The 17,404-nt window shown below is 60.5% G+C and carries 18 protein-coding genes; 17 read left to right on the top strand and 1 reads right to left on the bottom strand.

Going from position 1 to position 17,404, the window contains the following annotated elements:
* Positions 1-115: 115 nt before the first annotated feature.
* The 5 genes from ACP7E6_RS07675 to ACP7E6_RS07655 are packed head-to-tail and all read left to right on the top strand — an operon-like array spanning position 116 to position 5,290.
* Positions 116-1,612, top strand: a complete 1,497-nt coding sequence (locus tag ACP7E6_RS07675; protein ID WP_426229441.1) for a sugar ABC transporter ATP-binding protein — start codon at positions 116-118, stop codon at positions 1,610-1,612.
* On the top strand, positions 1,609-2,589 hold the full coding sequence (locus ACP7E6_RS07670) for an ABC transporter permease (RefSeq protein WP_426229440.1): 981 nt from the start codon (positions 1,609-1,611) through the stop codon (positions 2,587-2,589). The genes ACP7E6_RS07675 and ACP7E6_RS07670 overlap by 4 nt, the downstream gene beginning before the upstream one ends.
* Positions 2,589-3,593 carry an ABC transporter permease gene (locus tag ACP7E6_RS07665; protein ID WP_426229119.1) on the top strand — a complete coding sequence of 335 codons (1,005 nt, stop codon included), beginning with the start codon at positions 2,589-2,591 and terminating at the stop codon, positions 3,591-3,593. Before ACP7E6_RS07670 ends, ACP7E6_RS07665 begins: the two co-directional genes overlap by 1 nt.
* Positions 3,594-3,600: 7 nt before the next feature.
* Positions 3,601-3,915 (top strand): L-rhamnose mutarotase, encoded by a 315-nt coding sequence (rhaM, locus tag ACP7E6_RS07660; RefSeq protein ID WP_426229118.1) that lies wholly within the window; start codon positions 3,601-3,603, stop codon positions 3,913-3,915.
* 4 nt (positions 3,916-3,919) lie between these two features.
* Complete coding sequence (locus ACP7E6_RS07655) at positions 3,920-5,290, top strand: FGGY-family carbohydrate kinase (RefSeq protein ID WP_426229117.1); 1,371 nt, start codon at positions 3,920-3,922, stop codon at positions 5,288-5,290.
* Between the two features lie 16 nt (positions 5,291-5,306).
* Here the strand turns inward: ACP7E6_RS07655 and ACP7E6_RS07650 are convergent, their stop codons facing one another.
* A complete protein-coding gene (locus ACP7E6_RS07650) occupies positions 5,307-5,615 on the bottom strand; it encodes an ArsR/SmtB family transcription factor (RefSeq protein ID WP_426229116.1) in 309 nt (102 codons plus the stop codon).
* A 134-nt stretch (positions 5,616-5,749) separates the two neighbouring features.
* On the opposite strand from ACP7E6_RS07650, the gene ACP7E6_RS07645 reads away from it, so the two are divergent.
* The 12 genes from ACP7E6_RS07645 to ACP7E6_RS07590 all read left to right on the top strand — a co-directional run bounded on the left by ACP7E6_RS07645 (position 5,750) and on the right by ACP7E6_RS07590 (position 17,397).
* On the top strand, positions 5,750-7,186 hold the full coding sequence (locus ACP7E6_RS07645; protein WP_426229115.1) for an MFS transporter: 1,437 nt from the start codon (positions 5,750-5,752) through the stop codon (positions 7,184-7,186).
* A 916-nt stretch (positions 7,187-8,102) separates the two neighbouring features.
* Complete coding sequence (locus ACP7E6_RS07640; protein ID WP_426229114.1) at positions 8,103-9,737, top strand: globin-coupled sensor protein; 1,635 nt, start codon at positions 8,103-8,105, stop codon at positions 9,735-9,737.
* Between the two features lie 133 nt (positions 9,738-9,870).
* Positions 9,871-10,164 carry an STAS domain-containing protein gene (locus tag ACP7E6_RS07635; RefSeq protein ID WP_426229113.1) on the top strand — a complete coding sequence of 98 codons (294 nt, stop codon included), beginning with the start codon at positions 9,871-9,873 and terminating at the stop codon, positions 10,162-10,164.
* A 3-nt stretch (positions 10,165-10,167) separates the two neighbouring features.
* Positions 10,168-10,533: a chemotaxis response regulator CheY1 gene (gene cheY1 / locus ACP7E6_RS07630; protein WP_068951143.1), complete on the top strand. Its 366-nt coding sequence runs from the start codon at positions 10,168-10,170 to the stop codon at positions 10,531-10,533.
* 16 nt (positions 10,534-10,549) lie between these two features.
* On the top strand, positions 10,550-12,823 hold the full coding sequence (locus ACP7E6_RS07625) for a chemotaxis protein CheA (protein ID WP_426229112.1): 2,274 nt from the start codon (positions 10,550-10,552) through the stop codon (positions 12,821-12,823).
* 5 nt (positions 12,824-12,828) lie between these two features.
* The gene (locus ACP7E6_RS07620) at positions 12,829-13,296 is read left to right on the top strand and encodes a chemotaxis protein CheW (RefSeq protein WP_426229111.1); all 468 of its coding nucleotides are present in this window, start codon (positions 12,829-12,831) and stop codon (positions 13,294-13,296) included.
* Positions 13,293-14,201: a protein-glutamate O-methyltransferase gene (locus ACP7E6_RS07615; RefSeq protein WP_426229110.1), complete on the top strand. Its 909-nt coding sequence runs from the start codon at positions 13,293-13,295 to the stop codon at positions 14,199-14,201. Before ACP7E6_RS07620 ends, ACP7E6_RS07615 begins: the two co-directional genes overlap by 4 nt.
* A complete protein-coding gene (locus ACP7E6_RS07610) occupies positions 14,198-15,253 on the top strand; it encodes a protein-glutamate methylesterase/protein-glutamine glutaminase (RefSeq protein WP_426229109.1) in 1,056 nt (351 codons plus the stop codon). Before ACP7E6_RS07615 ends, ACP7E6_RS07610 begins: the two co-directional genes overlap by 4 nt.
* Positions 15,254-15,643: a response regulator gene (locus ACP7E6_RS07605; protein ID WP_037105534.1), complete on the top strand. Its 390-nt coding sequence runs from the start codon at positions 15,254-15,256 to the stop codon at positions 15,641-15,643. It begins immediately after the preceding gene.
* Positions 15,640-16,194, top strand: coding sequence for a chemoreceptor glutamine deamidase CheD (gene cheD / locus ACP7E6_RS07600; RefSeq protein ID WP_426229108.1), 555 nt, complete (start codon positions 15,640-15,642; stop codon positions 16,192-16,194). Before ACP7E6_RS07605 ends, cheD begins: the two co-directional genes overlap by 4 nt.
* Before the next feature lie 113 nt (positions 16,195-16,307).
* A complete protein-coding gene (gene cheT / locus ACP7E6_RS07595; RefSeq protein ID WP_037156523.1) occupies positions 16,308-16,700 on the top strand; it encodes a chemotaxis protein CheT in 393 nt (130 codons plus the stop codon).
* A 376-nt stretch (positions 16,701-17,076) separates the two neighbouring features.
* Positions 17,077-17,397, top strand: coding sequence for a PepSY domain-containing protein (locus ACP7E6_RS07590; RefSeq protein WP_426229107.1), 321 nt, complete (start codon positions 17,077-17,079; stop codon positions 17,395-17,397).
* Positions 17,398-17,404: the final 7 nt, after the last annotated feature.

The following is a 17,404-nucleotide window of genomic DNA, read 5'->3' as shown; positions in this document are numbered from 1 at the left end:
CCTTCGGGCCACCTTCTCCCCGCTGGGGAGAAGAGGGAGCTTGCCTAAGCCCCGTATATCCCATTTAAACCAACCGGTGGATTGCCTCTTGCTGCAGGAAACGACCACATCGCGGATGAAGCCCGCCGTCGCGCTTGAGGGCATATCCAAGTCCTTCCCGGGCGTAAAAGCGCTGTCCGACGTCTCGCTCGCTCTGTACCCCGGTTCCGTCACGGCGCTGATCGGCGAAAACGGTGCGGGCAAATCGACCCTCGTCAAGATCCTCACAGGCATCTATCAGCCGGATGGCGGCACGATCCGGGTCGATGGAGCCGAGACTCATTTTCCGACCGCACTCGCAGCCGCCCATGCCGGCGTCACCGCGATCCATCAGGAAACCGTGCTGTTCGATGAACTGTCGGTCGCCGAAAACATCTTTCTCGGCCATGCGCCGCGCGGCCGCTTCGGCCTGATCGATTGGAAGAAACTCAACGAAAATGCCCGCGAACTGCTTGCCCGCGTCGGCGCGGAAATCGATCCGACCATCCGGCTGCGCGACCTCGGCATTGCCAACAAGCATATGGTGGCGATTGCCCGCGCTCTGTCGATCGACGCCAGCGTCGTCATCATGGACGAGCCGACGGCGGCCCTGTCGCACAAGGAAATCCACGAGCTTTACGAGCTGATCGACCGGCTGAAGGCGGATGGCAAGGCGATCCTGTTCATCAGCCACAAATTCGATGAAATCTTCCGCATTGCCGACCGCTATACCGTGTTTCGTGATGGCGGCATGGTCGGCGAGGGGCTGATTGCCGATGTGACGCAGGATCAGCTGGTCAAGATGATGGTCGGTCGCGATGTCGGCCAGGTCTTTCCGAAGGTCGATGTCGCGATCGGCGAGCCGGTCCTCACGGTTTCCGGCTACCGCCATCCGACCGAATTCGAAGACATCAATTTCGAGCTGCGCCGTGGCGAAATCCTCGGCTTCTACGGCCTGATCGGGGCCGGACGCTCCGAATTCATGCAGTCACTGATCGGTATCACCCGGCCGTCTGCCGGCGCGGTCAAATTGAATGGCGATGTCCTCGTCATCCGCTCTCCCGCCGAAGCGATCGAGGCCGGTATCGTCTATGTGCCGGAAGAACGCGGCCGTCAGGGCGCCATCATCGGCTTGCCGATCTTCCAGAACGTCACGCTGCCCTCGCTGCAGAAAACCTCCCGTTCCGGCTTCCTGAAGCTTGCCAACGAGTTTGCCCTGGCGCGCGAATATACGCAGCGCCTCGACCTGCGCGCCGCCTCGCTCGATCAGGATGTCGGCACGCTGTCGGGCGGCAACCAGCAAAAGGTGGTGATCGCCAAATGGCTGGCGACGCAGCCGAAGGTGATCATTCTCGATGAGCCGACCAAGGGTATCGATATCGGCTCCAAGGCTGCGGTGCATGCCTTCATGAGCGAACTGGCAGGGCAGGGATTGAGCGTCATCATGGTCTCCTCGGAAATCCCCGAAATCATGGGCATGGCCGACCGCGTCATTGTCATGCGCGAAGGCCGTATTGCCGGGCGTTTTGAGCGCTCCGAGCTAACGGCGGAAAAGCTGGTCCGGGCCGCCGCAGGTATCGGGGAGGCTGCATAATGGCAAAGCTGCTCAAGAACCGCGAAATCCTTCTGGTCATCGCCATCATCGCGCTGGTGTTCCTGATCGCGCTACGCTTCCCGGGTTTCATAGCACCGGCCAATCTGGCGCGCGTCTATAATGACACCTCGATCCTGATCATCCTGGCGCTCGGCCAGATGGCCGTCATCCTGACGCGCTGCATCGACCTGTCGATGGCGGCCAACCTGGCGTTATCCGGCATGGTCGCGGCGATGATCAATGCCGCCTTTCCGGGCATACCGATCCCGCTGGTCATCCTCACCGTCGTCGCCCTTGGCGCGGCCCTCGGCTCGATCAACGGCCTGCTCGTCTGGAAACTGGATATTCCGCCGATCGTCGTGACGCTCGGCACGCTGACCATCTTTCGCGGCGCCATCTTTCTTCTGAGCAAGGGCGCCTGGATCAACGCCCATCAGATGAGCGATGCCTTCAAGGCCTTGCCGCGTGCCCCGCTGATCGGTTTTCCAATCCTGTCATGGCTGTCGGTTCTGACAATCGCCGGCGTCTATATCCTGATGACGCGCACGCCTGTCGGCCGCGCCTTCTTCGCCGTCGGCGGCAATCCGCACGCGGCCGTCTATACCGGCATCGATGTCGGCCGCACGCGCTTCTTTGCCTATTGCCTGTCCGGTGGTCTTGCTGGCCTTTCCGGTTATCTTTGGGTGTCGCGCTATGCGGTCGCCTATGTCGATATCGCCGCCGGTTTCGAACTGGATATCATTGCGGCCTGCGTCATTGGCGGCATTTCGATTGCCGGCGGCATCGGCTCGGTCGGCGGTGCTGTGCTCGGCAGCCTGTTCCTCGGCGTCATCAAGAATGCGCTGCCGGTCATCAATATCTCGCCCTTTGCCCAGCTGGCGATTTCCGGAACGGTGATCATCATCGCCGTCGCCGTCAACGCCCGCACTGAAAAGCGCAAGGGCCGTGTCATATTAAAGAAAGCGGAGGCGGTCTGATGGCGGAAGCGCATCTTTCACCAAGGATCATTCCGGACCGGCTGCAAAGCCGAAGCAACCGGGCGCTGAAGAGCTGGGAAAGCCTGCTCCTCGTCGTGGCGATCCTGATCTTCACGATCAACTCGTTTGCCTCGCCCTATTTCCTCGATCCGTGGAACCTGTCCGACGCGACCTTCAATTTCACCGAAAAGGCACTGATCGCCTTTGCCATGGCGCTGGTGATCATTTCCGGCGAGATCGACCTTTCCGTCGCCTCGATCATCGCCCTGTCCTCGACAGCCATGGGGCTTGCCGTCACCATGGGTGCCGATACGCCGATGCTGGTCATCGTTGGCCTTGGTACCGGCCTTCTTTGCGGCGCGGTCAACGGGCTGCTGATCACCGGCCTTGGCCTACCATCGATCGTCGTCACCATCGGTACGATGAGCCTGTTTCGCGGCCTGTCCTTCATTATCTTGGGAGACCAGGCCTATACGGGCTATCCGGCCAGCTTTGCCTATTTCGGCCAGGGCTATGTCTGGTGGGTTTTCTCGTTTGAATTCGCGCTGTTCGTGTTCTTCGCTGTCGTCTACAGCGTGCTGCTGCACAAGACCAATTTCGGCCGCGCCGTCTATGCCATCGGCAACAACCAGACGGCGGCGTTGTTCTCCGGCGTCCGCGTCGGCCGCGTCAAGTTCATCCTGTTCCTACTGACGGGCCTGATGGCCGGCATTGCCTCGATCTGCCTGACCTCGCGCCTCGGCTCCACCCGCCCGTCGATTGCCTTGGGCGTCGAGCTGGAAGTGGTGACGATGGTGGTGCTTGGCGGCGTCAGCATCCTTGGCGGATCCGGTACCATTCCAGGCGTCGTGCTCGCCGCCTTCATCATGGGCATGGTCACGTTCGGCTTCGGGCTCTTGAACGTGCCTGGCATCGTCATGTCGATCTTCATCGGCGTGCTGTTGATTTCCGTCATCGCATTGCCGATCCTGTGGTCACGCGCCCGCCGCCGCCGGGCGCATTGAGGACGAAATGGAAAAATACGCTTTCCGCATGCGGCTCAATCCCGGCATGACTGAAGAATACAAGGCCCGCCATGACGCGATCTGGCCGGAACTGTCGGCGCTCCTGACGGACGCCGGCGTGTCGGATTACTCGATCCATCTCGATGAGGAGACCCATCTGCTGTTCGGTGTTCTCTGGCGGCGGGATGATCACACCATGGCCGATCTGCCGAAACATCCGGTGATGCAGAAATGGTGGGCCTATATGGCCGATATCATGGAGACGAAGGCGGACAACGAGCCTGTCGCCGTGCCGCTGACAACCGTCTTTCATATGAAGTAGTGCCATGAAAACCATCGCCGTCATCGATATCGGAAAGACGAATGCCAAGGTCGCTTTGGTCGATCTCGACCGGTTCGAGGAAACGGCGGTGCGCAAGACCGCAAACGGTGTCGTAACCGAAGGTATCTACCCGCATTTCGACGTCGAACGCCTGTGGCGCTTCATCGCCGAAAGCCTTGCCGCGCTGGATACCGAGACGCCGATCGAGGCGATCTCGGTGACCACGCACGGCGCGACCGCGGTTCTGCTGGACAGGAACGGCGATCTTGCTTTGCCGCTGCTCGATTACGAATTCACCGGCCCCGATACGCTGGCCGGCGACTATGACAAGGTTCGCCCGCCCTTTGCCGAAACCGGTGCGGCACGGCTACCGATGGGACTGAACATCGGCGCGCAGATCTATTGGCAGGAACAGACCTTTCCTGACCAATTTGCCAATGTCGACAGCATCCTGACCTATGCGCAATACTGGTCCTACCGGCTGAGCGGCGTTCTCTCCACCGAACTGACCTCTCTCGGCTGCCATACCGATCTCTGGAATCCGTACAAGGCCGATTTCTCGACCATGGTCGATGCGCGCGGCTGGCGGCCCCTGTTTGCGCCGGTGCGGCGTGCAAGCGATGGTCTGGGTGGGGGATTGACCCCGCAGGCGGCAAAGGACACCGGTCTGCCGGTGGGGCTGCCGGTCTATTGCGGCATCCACGATTCCAATTCCTCGCTGCTGCCGCATGTGCTGACGCGGAAAGCGCCGTTCTCCGTGGTTTCCACCGGAACCTGGGTCGTGATGATGGCCATGGGCGCAAGGAAAGTGGCGCTGGACGAGGCGCGCGACACGCTGATCAATGTCAACGCCTTGGGCGATCCCGTCCCCTCGGCACGGTTCATGGGTGGACGAGCCTTTTCGACGCTGATCACCGATCCGGCGGTCACCGTTTCCGAAGACGTCGAAGCGCAGGTGGCTGCCGCTCAGTGGATGCTTCTGCCATCGGTGCCGGAAGGTTCCGGGCCTTTCCCGCACGCCAAGGCCTCTTGGACATGCGACGAGGCGTCCTTGACCGGCCCGCAGAGGCTTGCCGTCGTCTCCTTTCATCTGGCGATGATGACGGCGAGTTCGCTTGATCTGATCGGCGCAGAAGGCGAGGTCGTCGTCGAGGGGCCGTTTGCGGTCAATCCGAGCTATCTGCGGATGTTGGAGGCCGCGACAGGGCGCCCCGTGCTGATCGGCAGCCAGAGCGCCACCGGCACAAGCCTTGGGGCTGCATGCCTTGTCGATGGCAGCCGGGCACAGGCGCATACAGTGGAATTTCAGGGTGAGGTTCCAGAAACCTATGCGGCTTATGCGGCATGCTGGACCAAGCTCGTCCAGGCCTTATAGCCTGCATTCGGCCAGCCTATACCGACGCCACCTGATCGGCGTTGAAGATGGCCGACAACAGTCCGGGAAACCGCGCCTCCAGATCATCCTGCCGCAGCGACATATAGATGACCCGGCCTTCCGGCCGCTGCCGGATCACCCCGGCCTCGCGCAACACGCGCCAATGATGCGTCATCGTCGATTTCGAAACATCCGTTACGAAGTCGCTGCAGATACATTCGCCGGTCGCGATCTGCTTCACCGCCGCCAGCCGGATCGGATTGCCCAGAGCCAGGAGCACATCGGGCAGGCGAAGGTCGTCACGCGTGGGATGATGGTCGTTCATCAAGGCAAGATAATAAACCGTTCGCGTACAGTCAAACTTTTTGGACGTCTCGCGTTGACAATTGTACGATTCTATCCGTACTATCAAATCATCAACGCTGCGCAGCCTTGTCCCCGCAACAAGAGATATCCATCATGTCATCTTTTCCCGCATCCGGCGGTCGCCAGCGGCTGGGCTGGACATTGTTCCTGCTCGCCTTTGCTCAACTGGTCATTGCCGTTGATTACAATATCGTCTTCGTCGCATTGCCAGACATTGGCGCGCAGCTCGGCTTCTCGCGCCAGACGCTGCAATGGGTCGTCAGTGCCTATGGTGTCGCCTTCGGTGGCTTCCTGCTCTTGGGCGGCCGCGCTGCCGATCTTCTCGGACGCCGCCGGATCTTTATCTTCGCCCTGGCGCTTTACGGCGTATCGTCGCTGGTCGGTGGACTGGCGGCAAGCCCGAGTGCCATCATCATTGCCCGGGCCATCCAGGGTGTCGGCGGTGCCCTGCTGTTTCCGGCAACGCTGTCGCTGGTGACCACGTTGTTTGCCGAAGGCCGCGAGCGCAACCGCGCCCTCGCTGTTTGGGGCGGTGCCGGAGCGTCGGGCCTGACCGTCGGCGCTCTGCTCGGCGGTATTCTTACCAGCGCCTATGGCTGGCCTGCGGTTTTCTTCGTCAATGTGCCGCTGGTTGCCATCATCATCGTTGGTGCCCTGATCGTCATGCCCCGCGATGTCAGCCAGGGCTCGCATCGCAGCTTCGATCTTCCGGGTGCGCTGACCGCGACAATCGGTATCACATTGCTGGTGTACGTCCTCGTCCAGGGGCCGGAATCCGGTTGGGGGTCGCCATCGATCCTGCTGGCGCTGGTAACTGGTCTCGTTCTGCTCGCTGCCTTCTTCGTCATCGAAGCCCGCAGTAATGATCCTTTGATGCCGTTGCGCCTGTTTTCCAACCGCTATGCGCTGGCCGGCATGCTGCTGACACTGTTCTTCGGCGCTACCTTGGGTGCTTTGCCCTATTTCGAAACCGTGTTGTTCCAGGGCATGCTCGGCTTCGATGCGCTGTGGACCGGCCTGGCATTCCTCGTTCCGGCTGTCGCCATCTTCATCGGCACGCAACTGGGTGAGCGTATGGCGACCGGCTCGGGCGTTCGCGCCAGTCTGGTGACCGGCCAGGTTCTCAGCGTCGCCGGCATGGTGGCGTTCGCATACGGTATCTCGCCGGACTGGGGCTATATGGGGCTGGTTCCGGGCATGGCCGTGCTCGGCGTCGGGCAAGGCATGGTGTGGACGGCGATGTGGATCGTCTCGGCCACCGGAGTTGCCCAGGAAGAGCAGGGCGTGGCGTCGGGCATGGCATCCACCAGCCTGCAGGTTGGGTTGGCCGTCGGCCTCGCCATCCTGGTCGCCGTCGCCAATGGTGTCGGGGAAACGATGGGTCAGACGGCGACGATCGGGCTTATCGAAGGGACACGGTTCGCCGTCTATCTGGCCGCTGTTGGAACTGTTCTGGGGCTGATCGTCGCTCTCACCCTGCCGCGCCAGGTGGAGGTGCCGGCTGCTGTTAACTACGCTCCAGCCGAATGACCCTGTGGCCCGCCCTTTGGGGCGGGTCTCACCGGCTGTTCCGGTGTGCGATCAAAGAGTGCTGTAAACTGAATGGTTATCGGACGGCTGCAGCCGTTAACGGCAAGCAGCTTCCGGGTCTCAGAATAAGCCGCGATGTATTGAAGCCTGTGACGCACATAGGCTTTCAGGCGGGAAGTGCGGCTTAACTATTTCCTAGAAAATACGGGCATTCAATGACTTACGATCATCCTCGATATTCAGGAGGATGGAGACTGCTGCCAGTGTAAGGGTGGCGATAAGCGTAGCGCTTAGTCCCAGAACAATCATTGCCCATTCCTTCTACGTCATCGTCATGATGCCGCTTCACTTTGTCCGGCTATGCTTGCACATGGCTTGCCCGGTCAGAATAGGCAGTAGTTAATGGCGGGGTCTCTCAAGATCAACTCCCAAGTTTTACCATTGAAAACCTGTTGTTTCTCCGATGGGCGCAAACCCCCGTTTCATAGGCGGTTGCGCCCGGTGAGGGCAATATGCGGTCAATTTTAGTGAAAGAAGATACGGACCATCAACCGTTAACCTTCAAGCAAGGAATTAACCATAAACATGGTCGTACACGTTGGAGTGGGAAAATCTACTTCCCCGCAAGGCATGACGCCGTACCGACGAACCGGTTCCGACCCGGTATGCACTTTCACCGGATATCTCTTGGGAACGAAGCGGCCGATCGCCGTGGCCAGCTGGTATTGCAGCCGTCGCCACTTGGCGTCTTGCAAGACGGCACGTTGGGCAACGCCCCTTTGGAACAGCCGGTGATGAGTGGATGCACCATGCGCCGTTCGAGGCGCGTGGAGATGCTGCAACAGTTTGATTTTCTACAGGATACCTCTGAAAACCGCCCGGTTTGCAGAGATGAGATACCGGACCGGGGAAAAGCGTGAGGCAGGAAACGTCGCCAGATCAGACCAGGAAAGCTCAGGCAGGCAGCCTGCTCGAGCGCTTGCGTTTTGCCGGGCTCGATGAAGACCAGACCGACGTCTTACGCAAGCATCGCCAGTCGTTGGGCGCAGAGGTCGAACTCGCATTGCGCGACCTGTTCCAGCGCCTCCAGACCTTCCCGGATGCCGCACGCCATTTCACCAGCGACCGCCAGATCGACCGGCTGCACGACCTTCAGTCCTCGCATTGGAGCGTGCTGACCGACGCCCGCTTCGACAGCCTCTATGCCGAGCGCGTCAAGGTTCTGTCGGATACCGAGAGCAAGATGGGTCTCGACCCCCGCTGGCAGATCGCCGGCCACGCCGTGGTGCTCGAACGTCTGATCTGTTCGATGATCGAGCAGTTCTGGCCAAAATCGATGCTGTCGCTGGGCAAGGCGAACAGGAAGGAGCTGGCCGACCTCGTCGCCGCTCTCGTCCGCACCGTTTTCGTCGATACCGAAATTTCCGTTTCCCTGCGCTTCAACGAACAGCGCCACAGCCATCAGCGTCAGCTCGCCGAGCAGCGCAAGGCGGGGGAAGCCGAAGCACTGGCCTTGTTTGGCGATGTCACACAGGCGCTTGGCCGTGGCGACCTCTCCGTCCGCACGCCGAATGACGTGGCCGCTGCCTATCAGCCGCTGGCCAAGGAACTGAATGGCGCCCTTGATGCCATGCAGAACGAGTTCATCGGTCTTGCCGACCGCGCCGTCACGATGGAAACATCCTCGCGCGATCTTGCCGGACAGACCGGACAATTTGCTCGGCGCGCGCAGGAACAGTCCGTAGCGCTGGGTGAAACCGTCGGGTCGCTCGGCGCCATCGTCGATCGCGTCAAGCACAATGCCGGCCAGACGCGGGCCGCGGAAAAGAGCGTTGCGGTTACCCGCCAGTCGGCGGAACATAGCGGCGAAATCGCCGGGCAGGCGATATCCGCCATGGCCGATATCGAAGCGTCGGCCGAAAAGATCGGCCAGATCATCGGCGTCATCGACGAGATCGCCTTCCAGACCAATCTCCTGGCGCTGAACGCGGGTATCGAGGCTGCGCGTGCGGGCGAAAGCGGCCGTGGTTTTGCCGTCGTCGCCCAGGAAGTCCGCGCCTTGGCGCAGCGTTCAGGCGATGCGGCCCGCGAAATCAAGCAGTTGGTCTCCAGCACGAAGTCGCAGGTCGAGGCAGGCGTCGAACGCGTCGGCCGCACGCAGGACGCCATCAGCAACATTGTCGAGCAAGTGCGTGGCATCAACGATGCCATCGCAGGGATTGCCGAAGAAACCGCCGAACAGGTCACCGGCCTTCAGACAGCGACATCCGATCTGAACCGTATCGGCACCGAAATCGGCGCGAGCGCACATCAGGCAACCGCCACCAAAGAGAACTGCGACGACCTGCACACCGTCATACTCGAACTCGGCCAGACGATCCGCCAGTTCCATGTCCAGCGGCAGGCGCCGAAGACGGCCTTCTCACCGTCCTATTCGACCCCGGCCATCATGGCACCAGCCGGACGGCCGGGCGAAATCACCGGCGACAGCCATGACGGCTTCGAAGAGGGCTTCGGCCTGCAGGGTCGCCTTGCCGGATGGGGCCGCTGATGCAGAGCCGTCACAAACACATCCTGCCAGGATCGGCGATTTTCGAGGGCCGGAACGTGCGCTCGCATGGGCGTGCCGAAAACCAGTTGACCCATCCCTGTAAATTACTCCCAGCCAGACAAGGAAAGTAGAGATGGCAGCCAAGAAAGCCGCTCGGAAAAGTTTGAGCCTCGCACCGGTTCTCGACCTCAACGAGGCCAACGCGTTGCACAGCAAGCTGATGGCTCTGCGCGGCAATCCGCTCGCGATCGACGCATCTGCAGTCGAGCGTATCGGCGCCCTGTGCGTTCAGGTCCTGATGGCCGGAGCAAAAAGCTGGGAAGAGGATAATCAGTCTTTCACCTTTGCCAAGGTGTCGGACGCATTTACGAAAACGACACAGCTCATCGGGGTCAATATCGAACACCTGATGGCAAAGGAGATTTGAGACATGAAAAAGAAAGTTCTTACAGTCGATGATTCCCGAACCATCCGGAACATGCTGCTCGTCACGCTGAACAATGCCGGTTTCGAAACGATCCAGGCCGAGGACGGCATCGAGGGGCTCGAAATTCTCGAGGACGCTAATCCGGATGTCATCGTCACCGACATCAACATGCCGCGTCTGGATGGCTTCGGCTTCATCGAGGGCGTGCGCAAGAACGAGAAATTCCGGGCAATTCCGATCCTGGTGCTGACCACCGAAAGCGACGCGGAAAAGAAGAACCGTGCCCGCCAGGCCGGTGCGACCGGCTGGATCGTCAAGCCGTTCGATCCGACCAAGCTGATCGATGCAATCGAGCGCGTAACCGCCTAAGCCAGGATTTCTCCCCATGGATATGAACGAAATCAAAGAGATTTTCTTCCAGGAATGCGAGGAGCAACTCGCGGAATTGGAATCCGGTCTCCTGAGGCTCAATGACGGCGACCGCGATCCGGAAACGGTGAATGCGGTTTTCCGTGCGGTCCACTCGATCAAAGGTGGTGCCGGAGCGTTCGGGCTGGACGATCTCGTCTCTTTCGCACATGTGTTTGAGACCACGCTTGATTGCGTTCGTTCCAACAAGCTGGAACCCAACCCGGATGTCCTGAAGGTCATGCTGAAGTCTGCCGACGTGCTGGCTGACCTGACCAATGTCGCGCGCGACGGCGGCAGCGTCGATCAGGCGCGTTCCCTGCAGCTGATCCGGGAACTTGAGGCGTTGGCCAAGGGCGAGGCGCCTCCGGCTGCCGCAGCCCCGGTCGCAGCTGCGCCGAAGGCCGCTCCGGTTGCTGCCGCACCGGCACCTGTTGTCAGCGACGACGGTTTTGTTCCGGTCGCCTTCTCCTTCGACGATTTCGGCGGCGATGATCTGTCCGCCGATCTCCCGGCTTATGACGTCGTCTTCAAGCCGAAGTCGGAACTCTATACCAAGGGCAATGAAGCGACGTTGCTGCTGCGCGATCTTTCGCGCCTCGGCGAGATGAGCATCCATTGCAACATGGATAGCCTGCCATCCCTCGACCTGATGGACCCGGAGGCCGCCTACTTCTCTTGGAAAGTGTCGATCAAGACCGACAAGGGCGAGGATGCCGTGCGATCGGTGTTCGAGTTCGCCGAGTGGGATTGCGATCTTGAAGTGACGGCGCTCGAAACCGGTGAGGTTGCCGAAGCTGCCGGTGACGACCTGCCGATGCAGCCGGTGCCGTTTGATCTGTCCGCGCTTGATGATGAACCCGATGCGCCGCTTGGCGTGGTCGAGGAAGAAGAGCAGATCGCCGCCGTGCAGCAGGCCGTCGCTGCTGCCGAAGCCGCATCCAATGTCGTGCAGATGGCCGCCAGCGCCTCGCGCGCTGCCACCAGTGACAAGAGCGCAGCCGCTGCTGCGGCCCAGAACAATGCCCAGCAGGCATCTGCTGCCGCACCAACCATCCGCGTCGATCTCGATCGTGTCGACCGGCTGATCAACCTCGTCGGCGAACTGGTCATCAATCAGGCCATGCTGTCGCAAAGCGTCATCGAGAATGACTCGAATGGCGTCTCATCGATCAATATGGGTCTGGAAGAACTGCAGCAACTGACCCGCGAGATCCAGGACTCGGTCATGGCGATCCGCGCCCAGCCGGTCAAGCCGGTGTTCCAGCGCATGGCCCGCACGGTTCGTGAAATCGCCGATATTACCGGCAAGTCGGTTCGCCTCGTCACCGAGGGTGAAAACACCGAAGTCGACAAGACGGTCATCGACAAGCTCGCCGAGCCCTTGACGCACATGATCCGCAACGCGGTCGATCACGGCCTCGAAATGCCGGAAAAGCGCATTGCCGCCGGCAAGAATGCCGAAGGCACGGTCAAGCTGACCGCCAAGCATCGCTCCGGCCGTATCGTCATCGAACTCTCCGACGATGGCGCCGGCATCAACCGCGAAAAAGTTCGCCAGAAGGCGATCGACAACGACCTGATCGCTGCCGATGCCAACCTGTCCGACGAGGAAATCGACAACCTGATCTTCCACGCTGGCTTCTCCACCGCCGACAAGGTCTCCGACCTTTCGGGACGTGGTGTCGGCATGGACGTGGTCAAGCGCTCCATCCAGGCGCTCGGCGGCCGTATCAATATCTCGTCGAAGCCCGGCCAGGGCTCGGTGTTCACCATGAGCCTGCCGCTGACGCTGGCCGTTCTCGACGGCATGGTCGTCACGGTTGCCGGCCAGACGCTGGTCGTACCGTTGACCGCGATCGTCGAAACCCTGCAGCCGGATGCGGCGGCGATCCACTCCTTCGGCGCGACGCAGCGGTTGATCTCGATCCGCAACTCGTTCTGCCCGCTGGTCGATGTGGGACGCATCCTGAACTTCCGGGCAACTCAGGCCAATCCGGTCGAAGGTGTCGCCCTTCTGGTGGAATCCGAAGGCGGTGGCCAGCGTGCTTTGATGGTCGATGCCATCCAGGGCCAGCGCCAGGTCGTCATCAAGAGCCTCGAAGCCAACTATACGCACGTACCCGGGATTGCTGCCGCCACCATTCTCGGTGATGGCCGCGTTGCGCTCATCCTGGACGTCGATGCTGTCGTTTCGGCATCGCGCGGCCAGTCCCTCCACACCGAAACATCGCTCGCCGCTGCAGGGTAAGGACCATGACGCTTCTCGCCAAAAATGTGACGAATGGAGAGCGCGAACTCATCGCATTCCGGATCGGCAATCAGGAATTTTGCGTCAACGTCATGTCCGTGCGGGAGATTCGCGGCTGGGCCCCGGCAACGCCGATGCCCCATGCACCACAATATGTGCTTGGCGTCATCAACTTGCGCGGTGCGGTCCTTCCGATCATCGATCTGTCGGCCCGCCTCGGCATGAAACCGGCCGAGCCGACGGTGCGCCACGTCATCATCGTGACGCAGGTCAAGAACAAGGTCGTCGGCCTGCTTGTCGAGGCGGTCTCCGACATATTGACGATCAAGGACGAGGATATCCAGCCGACGCCGGATATGACGTCCGAGTTCGAGCGGACATTTGCCCGCGGCATCCTGGCGATCGAAGGGCGGATGATCTGCCTGATCGAACTGGAAGCCGTGTTTCCTCATACCGAAAGTGAAGCTGCATGAGCATGCCAGCCGCCTTTGACAGCAAGCTATCCCCGGACGAATGCCTGGCCAGCGGAGAATATCCGCTGACCCGCCGCGACCTCGTGGAGATTGCTGCCATGATTTATGCCGATGCCGGCATCTATCTCAACGAATCGAAGGCTTCGCTCGTTTACTCGCGGCTTTCCAAGCACATCCGCAACATCGGCCTGAAGGGTTTTCGCGAATATTGCCAGCTGGTGTCATCGCCCGCCGGTGCCGCCGAGCGCCGCGACATGCTTTCGCACCTGACGACGAATTTCACCCGCTTCTTCCGCGAAAACCATCATTTCGAGCATCTGAAGTCCGACGTTCTGCCGGAACTTCTGGCCCGCGCCAAAAATGGCGGCCGGGTGCGCATCTGGTCGGCAGCCTGCTCGGACGGGCAGGAGCCCTATTCGATCGCGCTGACGGTCCTGTCGATGCTGCCGAATGTAGCAGACTACGATTTCCGTATTCTTGCGACCGATATCGATCCCAAGATTCTGGCGCTGGCCCGGGCCGGTGCCTATGACGCGACGGCCCTTGAAACCGTCAGCCCGGCAATGCGCAAGCAATGGTTCACCGAAACCGCAGTCAACGGCCGCCAGAAGTGGCAGGTCGATGAGCGGGTGAAGAAACTGATCACCTTCAACGAACTCAATCTGATGGCGCAGTGGCCATTCAAGGGCCAGTTCGACGTGATCTTCTGCCGCAACGTCGTCATCTACTTCGACGAGCCGACCCAGATGAAGATCTGGTCGCGGTTTGGCGGCATGCTCAATCCCAAGGGTCATCTCTATATCGGCCATTCCGAACGCGTCTCTGGCGATGCGAAGTCGGTCTTCGACAATATCGGCATCACCACCTATCGCTACACCGGCAAACCGCAGGGAGGCCGCTCATGAGTGCCGCGCGCGTTCTTGTCGTTGACGATTCCGCCACCATGCGCGGGCTGATCACTGCCATTCTCAGCAACGACCCCGAGATTCAGGTCATCGGCCAGGCAGCTGATGCCATGCAGGCGCGCCAGGCGATCAAGGACCTCGATCCCGACGTCATCACGCTCGACATCGAGATGCCCAACATGAACGGGCTGGAATTCCTCGAAAAGATCATGCGCCTGCGTCCGATGCCGGTGATCATGGTCTCGACGCTGACGCACAAGGGGGCGGAAGCCTCGCTGGCGGCCTTGGAAATCGGTGCCTTCGATTGCGTCGGCAAGCCGCTGCCGGGCGATCCGCATCCGTTCCGGGATCTCGCCGAAAAGGTGAAGGCTGCGGCCCGCTCGCAGCGCAAGTTCATCATTTCGGGCAACAAGGTTGCGGCGCCAAGCGCTGCCAACGCCAATGCGGCTTCCGATTACCGGGCAGGCAGAAAGATCGTTGCGATCGGATCGTCCACGGGCGGCGTCGAGGCCCTGATCACGGTTTTGCAGAAATTCCCGGCCAATTGCCCGCCGACGGTGATCACGCAGCATATGCCGCATACCTTCACCAAGAGCTTTGCCGAGCGCCTCAACCGCATCTGCGCGCCAACCGTCGCCGAAGCAACGGATGGCGCGCGACTGGAGATCGGCAAGGTCTATCTGGCCCCGGGCGGCGAACGCCATCTGCAGGTGGTCAACCCGACATCACCCAGCTGCCGTCTGCTGGACCGCGAACCGGTCAACGGTCATCGCCCGTCCGTCGATGTGCTGTTTGATTCCGTTGCGGAACTCGCCGGACGCAATGCCGTCGGTGTGATCCTGACCGGGATGGGCCGCGACGGTGCATCGGGTCTCTTGAAAATGCGCCACGCAGGTGCCCGCACGTTCGGTCAGAATGAAAAAACCTGCGTCGTCTATGGAATGCCGAGGGTTGCCTACGAACTGGGTGCCGTCGAAACACAACTCCCCCTCGGCTCAATCGGGGAAGAAGTCCTGAAAAGCACTGCCGCCCGAAGAGAAGGAAGCGAATAAATGTCCCTAGCGGAAAAAATCAAAGTTCTGATCGTCGATGATCAGGTCACCAGCCGCCTGTTGCTGGGCGATGCCCTGCAACAGCTTGGTTTCAAGCAGATCACCGTTGCCGGTGATGGCGAGCAGGGTGCCAAGATCATGGCAGCACAGCCGCATCACCTGGTGATTTCCGATTTCAACATGCCGAAGATGGATGGCCTTGGCCTGCTTGCTGCCGTGCGCAACAATCCGGCCACGAAGAAGGCCGCCTTCATCATGCTGACGGCTCAGGGCGACCGCGCGCTGGTGACCAAGGCAGCGGCACTTGGAGCCAACAACGTGCTCGCCAAGCCTTTCACCATCGAGAAGATGAAAGCTGCAATCGAAGCCGTATTTGGGGCATTGAAATGATCACTGAGGCTGCGACCAAGCGTGTGCATGTCATTCAGGGCGAATGGAAGGTGGTGAACGATCCAGATGTCGTGCTCTCGACCATCCTCGGTTCCTGCGTGGCTGCGTGCATGCGTGATCCGGTCGCGGGCGTCGGTGGCATGAACCATTTCCTTCTGCCGGGTTCGGCGGATGCAATTTCGTCGGGCGGCGATGCAACGCGCTACGGCGTGCATCTGATGGAATTGCTGATCAACGGGCTCCTGAAGAAAGGGGCCCGCCGCGAGCGGCTTGAGGCGAAGATCTTCGGTGGTGCCAAGACGATCGCGCGCTTTTCCAATGTCGGCGAACAGAACGCGCTGTTTGCGCGCCAGTTCCTGTTGGACGAAGGCATCCAGTTGGTCGGTGAAAGCACCGGTGGCGATCATGGCCGCAAGCTCGAATACTGGCCGCTCAGCGGCCGTGCCCGGCAATATGCGCTGACCGGTGTGGAGGCACAGAAGGCCGTGGCTCAGGAACAGCGCCCAAGGCCTGTTCCCAAGCCGGTCGACAATTCGATCGAATTTTTCTAGCGCTTTGGTGGCATCCCAGGCTCGGACCGGGATGTGCTTTGGCAAAGTGTTTAGCGTAGCCGTTCGGTGGGGGTGTTCCCGGACGGCATTTGTTGCCAGCGTGAGGGCGTGTAATGCTGACTGAAATGAAGAGCCATATGCCTCACGTCGATGAGGCGCTCCCGGATGTGATGATGCGTATCGTCTCGGAACTCTACGACGTGGCTTATCTCATCGAGCGGATCGAGCCGATGCTCAGCGATATTCATGGAGAGGCCGTCCTGGAGTCGGCCGATCGGATAAAGGTCCTGCAGGGTATCGACCTGGCCGTCCAGAAGACCCGCGGCCTGGCGGAATTCATCGATACCGTCACTGCGGCCATTCCGCAGTCCTGGCTGGTGGACGTGACGACGGCGCTCAATCTGGTCAAGCTTGCCGACATGCAGAAGTCGCTCGGCAACGGAATGTTGCGCCACGGCCACTCCCAGCCGCTGACCGAGGCGGCCGGAGATTTCGAGGCTTTTTAGCCGATTCCGCCTATCCCTTCCCAATTTTACCGCCGCCTCGACAACCGTCGTGAGCGGCGGTTTTGTTTTGCGCCGGTCGCGGAATGCGGATGTTTTGAGCCCGTACCACAGGCGCCGGATGACGTTCCTAAGCGCCATAATTCTTGTGTTCTAGCGATGCAAACAGAGGTGCGCGACCTGCTTGCCGACCCTCGCCAGGTGGCATTCCGGGTGCGCCCTAAAATCTGTCAATCTGCTGGGGGATCTGCTGCAGAAGGAACTAATATGTCGGAATCGTTACGGTTTTTTTGCTGCGGACAACGAAACAACGCGGAACTTTATGGCGACTGGAGGGTTTTGTCGGCGAGGGTCATTTAACGATCCCAAGGAGATCCCAGTGAACAAATTTATCATCGCATCGGCGATCGTCGCCCTGTCTGCATCGTCCGTATTCGCACAGGCAGCAACGCCTTCCGCCAATCCCAACGGCGACACGCCCGCAGTCGCAACCCCGTCTGATCAGAACACCACCGCACCGGTTGAAGGCGCAAACAGCTTCACCGAAGGTCAGGCCAAGGACCGCATCGTCGAAGGCGGCTATGCCGACGTTACCGAGCTGAAGCTTGATGACAAGGGTGTCTGGCAGGGCAAGGCCACCAAGGACGGCAAGCCCGTGATGGTGTCCCTGGATTACCAGGGCAACATCGTCGCCAAGTAAGCCAAAA

It is taken from the genome of Pararhizobium sp. DWP3-4, assembly GCF_049898205.1.
Classification (GTDB): domain Bacteria; phylum Pseudomonadota; class Alphaproteobacteria; order Rhizobiales; family Rhizobiaceae; genus Pararhizobium.
The sequence above is the reverse complement of the archived record's forward strand: the minus strand, read 5'-3'. Positions and strand labels throughout refer to the sequence as shown.

What these genes read in the sequence shown, in the direction of transcription:
- ACP7E6_RS07675 (WP_426229441.1), top strand. Translation starts at nt 116, where the DNA reads ATGAAGCCCGCCGTCGCGCTTGAGGGCATATCCAAGTCCTTCCCGGGC.
- ACP7E6_RS07665 (WP_426229119.1), top strand. Translation starts at nt 2,589, where the DNA reads ATGGCGGAAGCGCATCTTTCACCAAGGATCATTCCGGACCGGCTGCAA.
- rhaM (WP_426229118.1), top strand. Translation starts at nt 3,601, where the DNA reads ATGGAAAAATACGCTTTCCGCATGCGGCTCAATCCCGGCATGACTGAA.
- ACP7E6_RS07655 (WP_426229117.1), top strand. Translation starts at nt 3,920, where the DNA reads ATGAAAACCATCGCCGTCATCGATATCGGAAAGACGAATGCCAAGGTC.
- ACP7E6_RS07650 (WP_426229116.1), bottom strand. Translation starts at nt 5,615, where the DNA reads ATGAACGACCATCATCCCACGCGTGACGACCTTCGCCTGCCCGATGTG.
- ACP7E6_RS07645 (WP_426229115.1), top strand. Translation starts at nt 5,750, where the DNA reads ATGTCATCTTTTCCCGCATCCGGCGGTCGCCAGCGGCTGGGCTGGACA.
- ACP7E6_RS07635 (WP_426229113.1), top strand. Translation starts at nt 9,871, where the DNA reads ATGGCAGCCAAGAAAGCCGCTCGGAAAAGTTTGAGCCTCGCACCGGTT.
- cheY1 (WP_068951143.1), top strand. Translation starts at nt 10,168, where the DNA reads ATGAAAAAGAAAGTTCTTACAGTCGATGATTCCCGAACCATCCGGAAC.
- ACP7E6_RS07625 (WP_426229112.1), top strand. Translation starts at nt 10,550, where the DNA reads ATGGATATGAACGAAATCAAAGAGATTTTCTTCCAGGAATGCGAGGAG.
- ACP7E6_RS07620 (WP_426229111.1), top strand. Translation starts at nt 12,829, where the DNA reads ATGACGCTTCTCGCCAAAAATGTGACGAATGGAGAGCGCGAACTCATC.
- ACP7E6_RS07615 (WP_426229110.1), top strand. Translation starts at nt 13,293, where the DNA reads ATGAGCATGCCAGCCGCCTTTGACAGCAAGCTATCCCCGGACGAATGC.
- ACP7E6_RS07610 (WP_426229109.1), top strand. Translation starts at nt 14,198, where the DNA reads ATGAGTGCCGCGCGCGTTCTTGTCGTTGACGATTCCGCCACCATGCGC.
- ACP7E6_RS07605 (WP_037105534.1), top strand. Translation starts at nt 15,254, where the DNA reads ATGTCCCTAGCGGAAAAAATCAAAGTTCTGATCGTCGATGATCAGGTC.
- cheD (WP_426229108.1), top strand. Translation starts at nt 15,640, where the DNA reads ATGATCACTGAGGCTGCGACCAAGCGTGTGCATGTCATTCAGGGCGAA.
- cheT (WP_037156523.1), top strand. Translation starts at nt 16,308, where the DNA reads ATGCTGACTGAAATGAAGAGCCATATGCCTCACGTCGATGAGGCGCTC.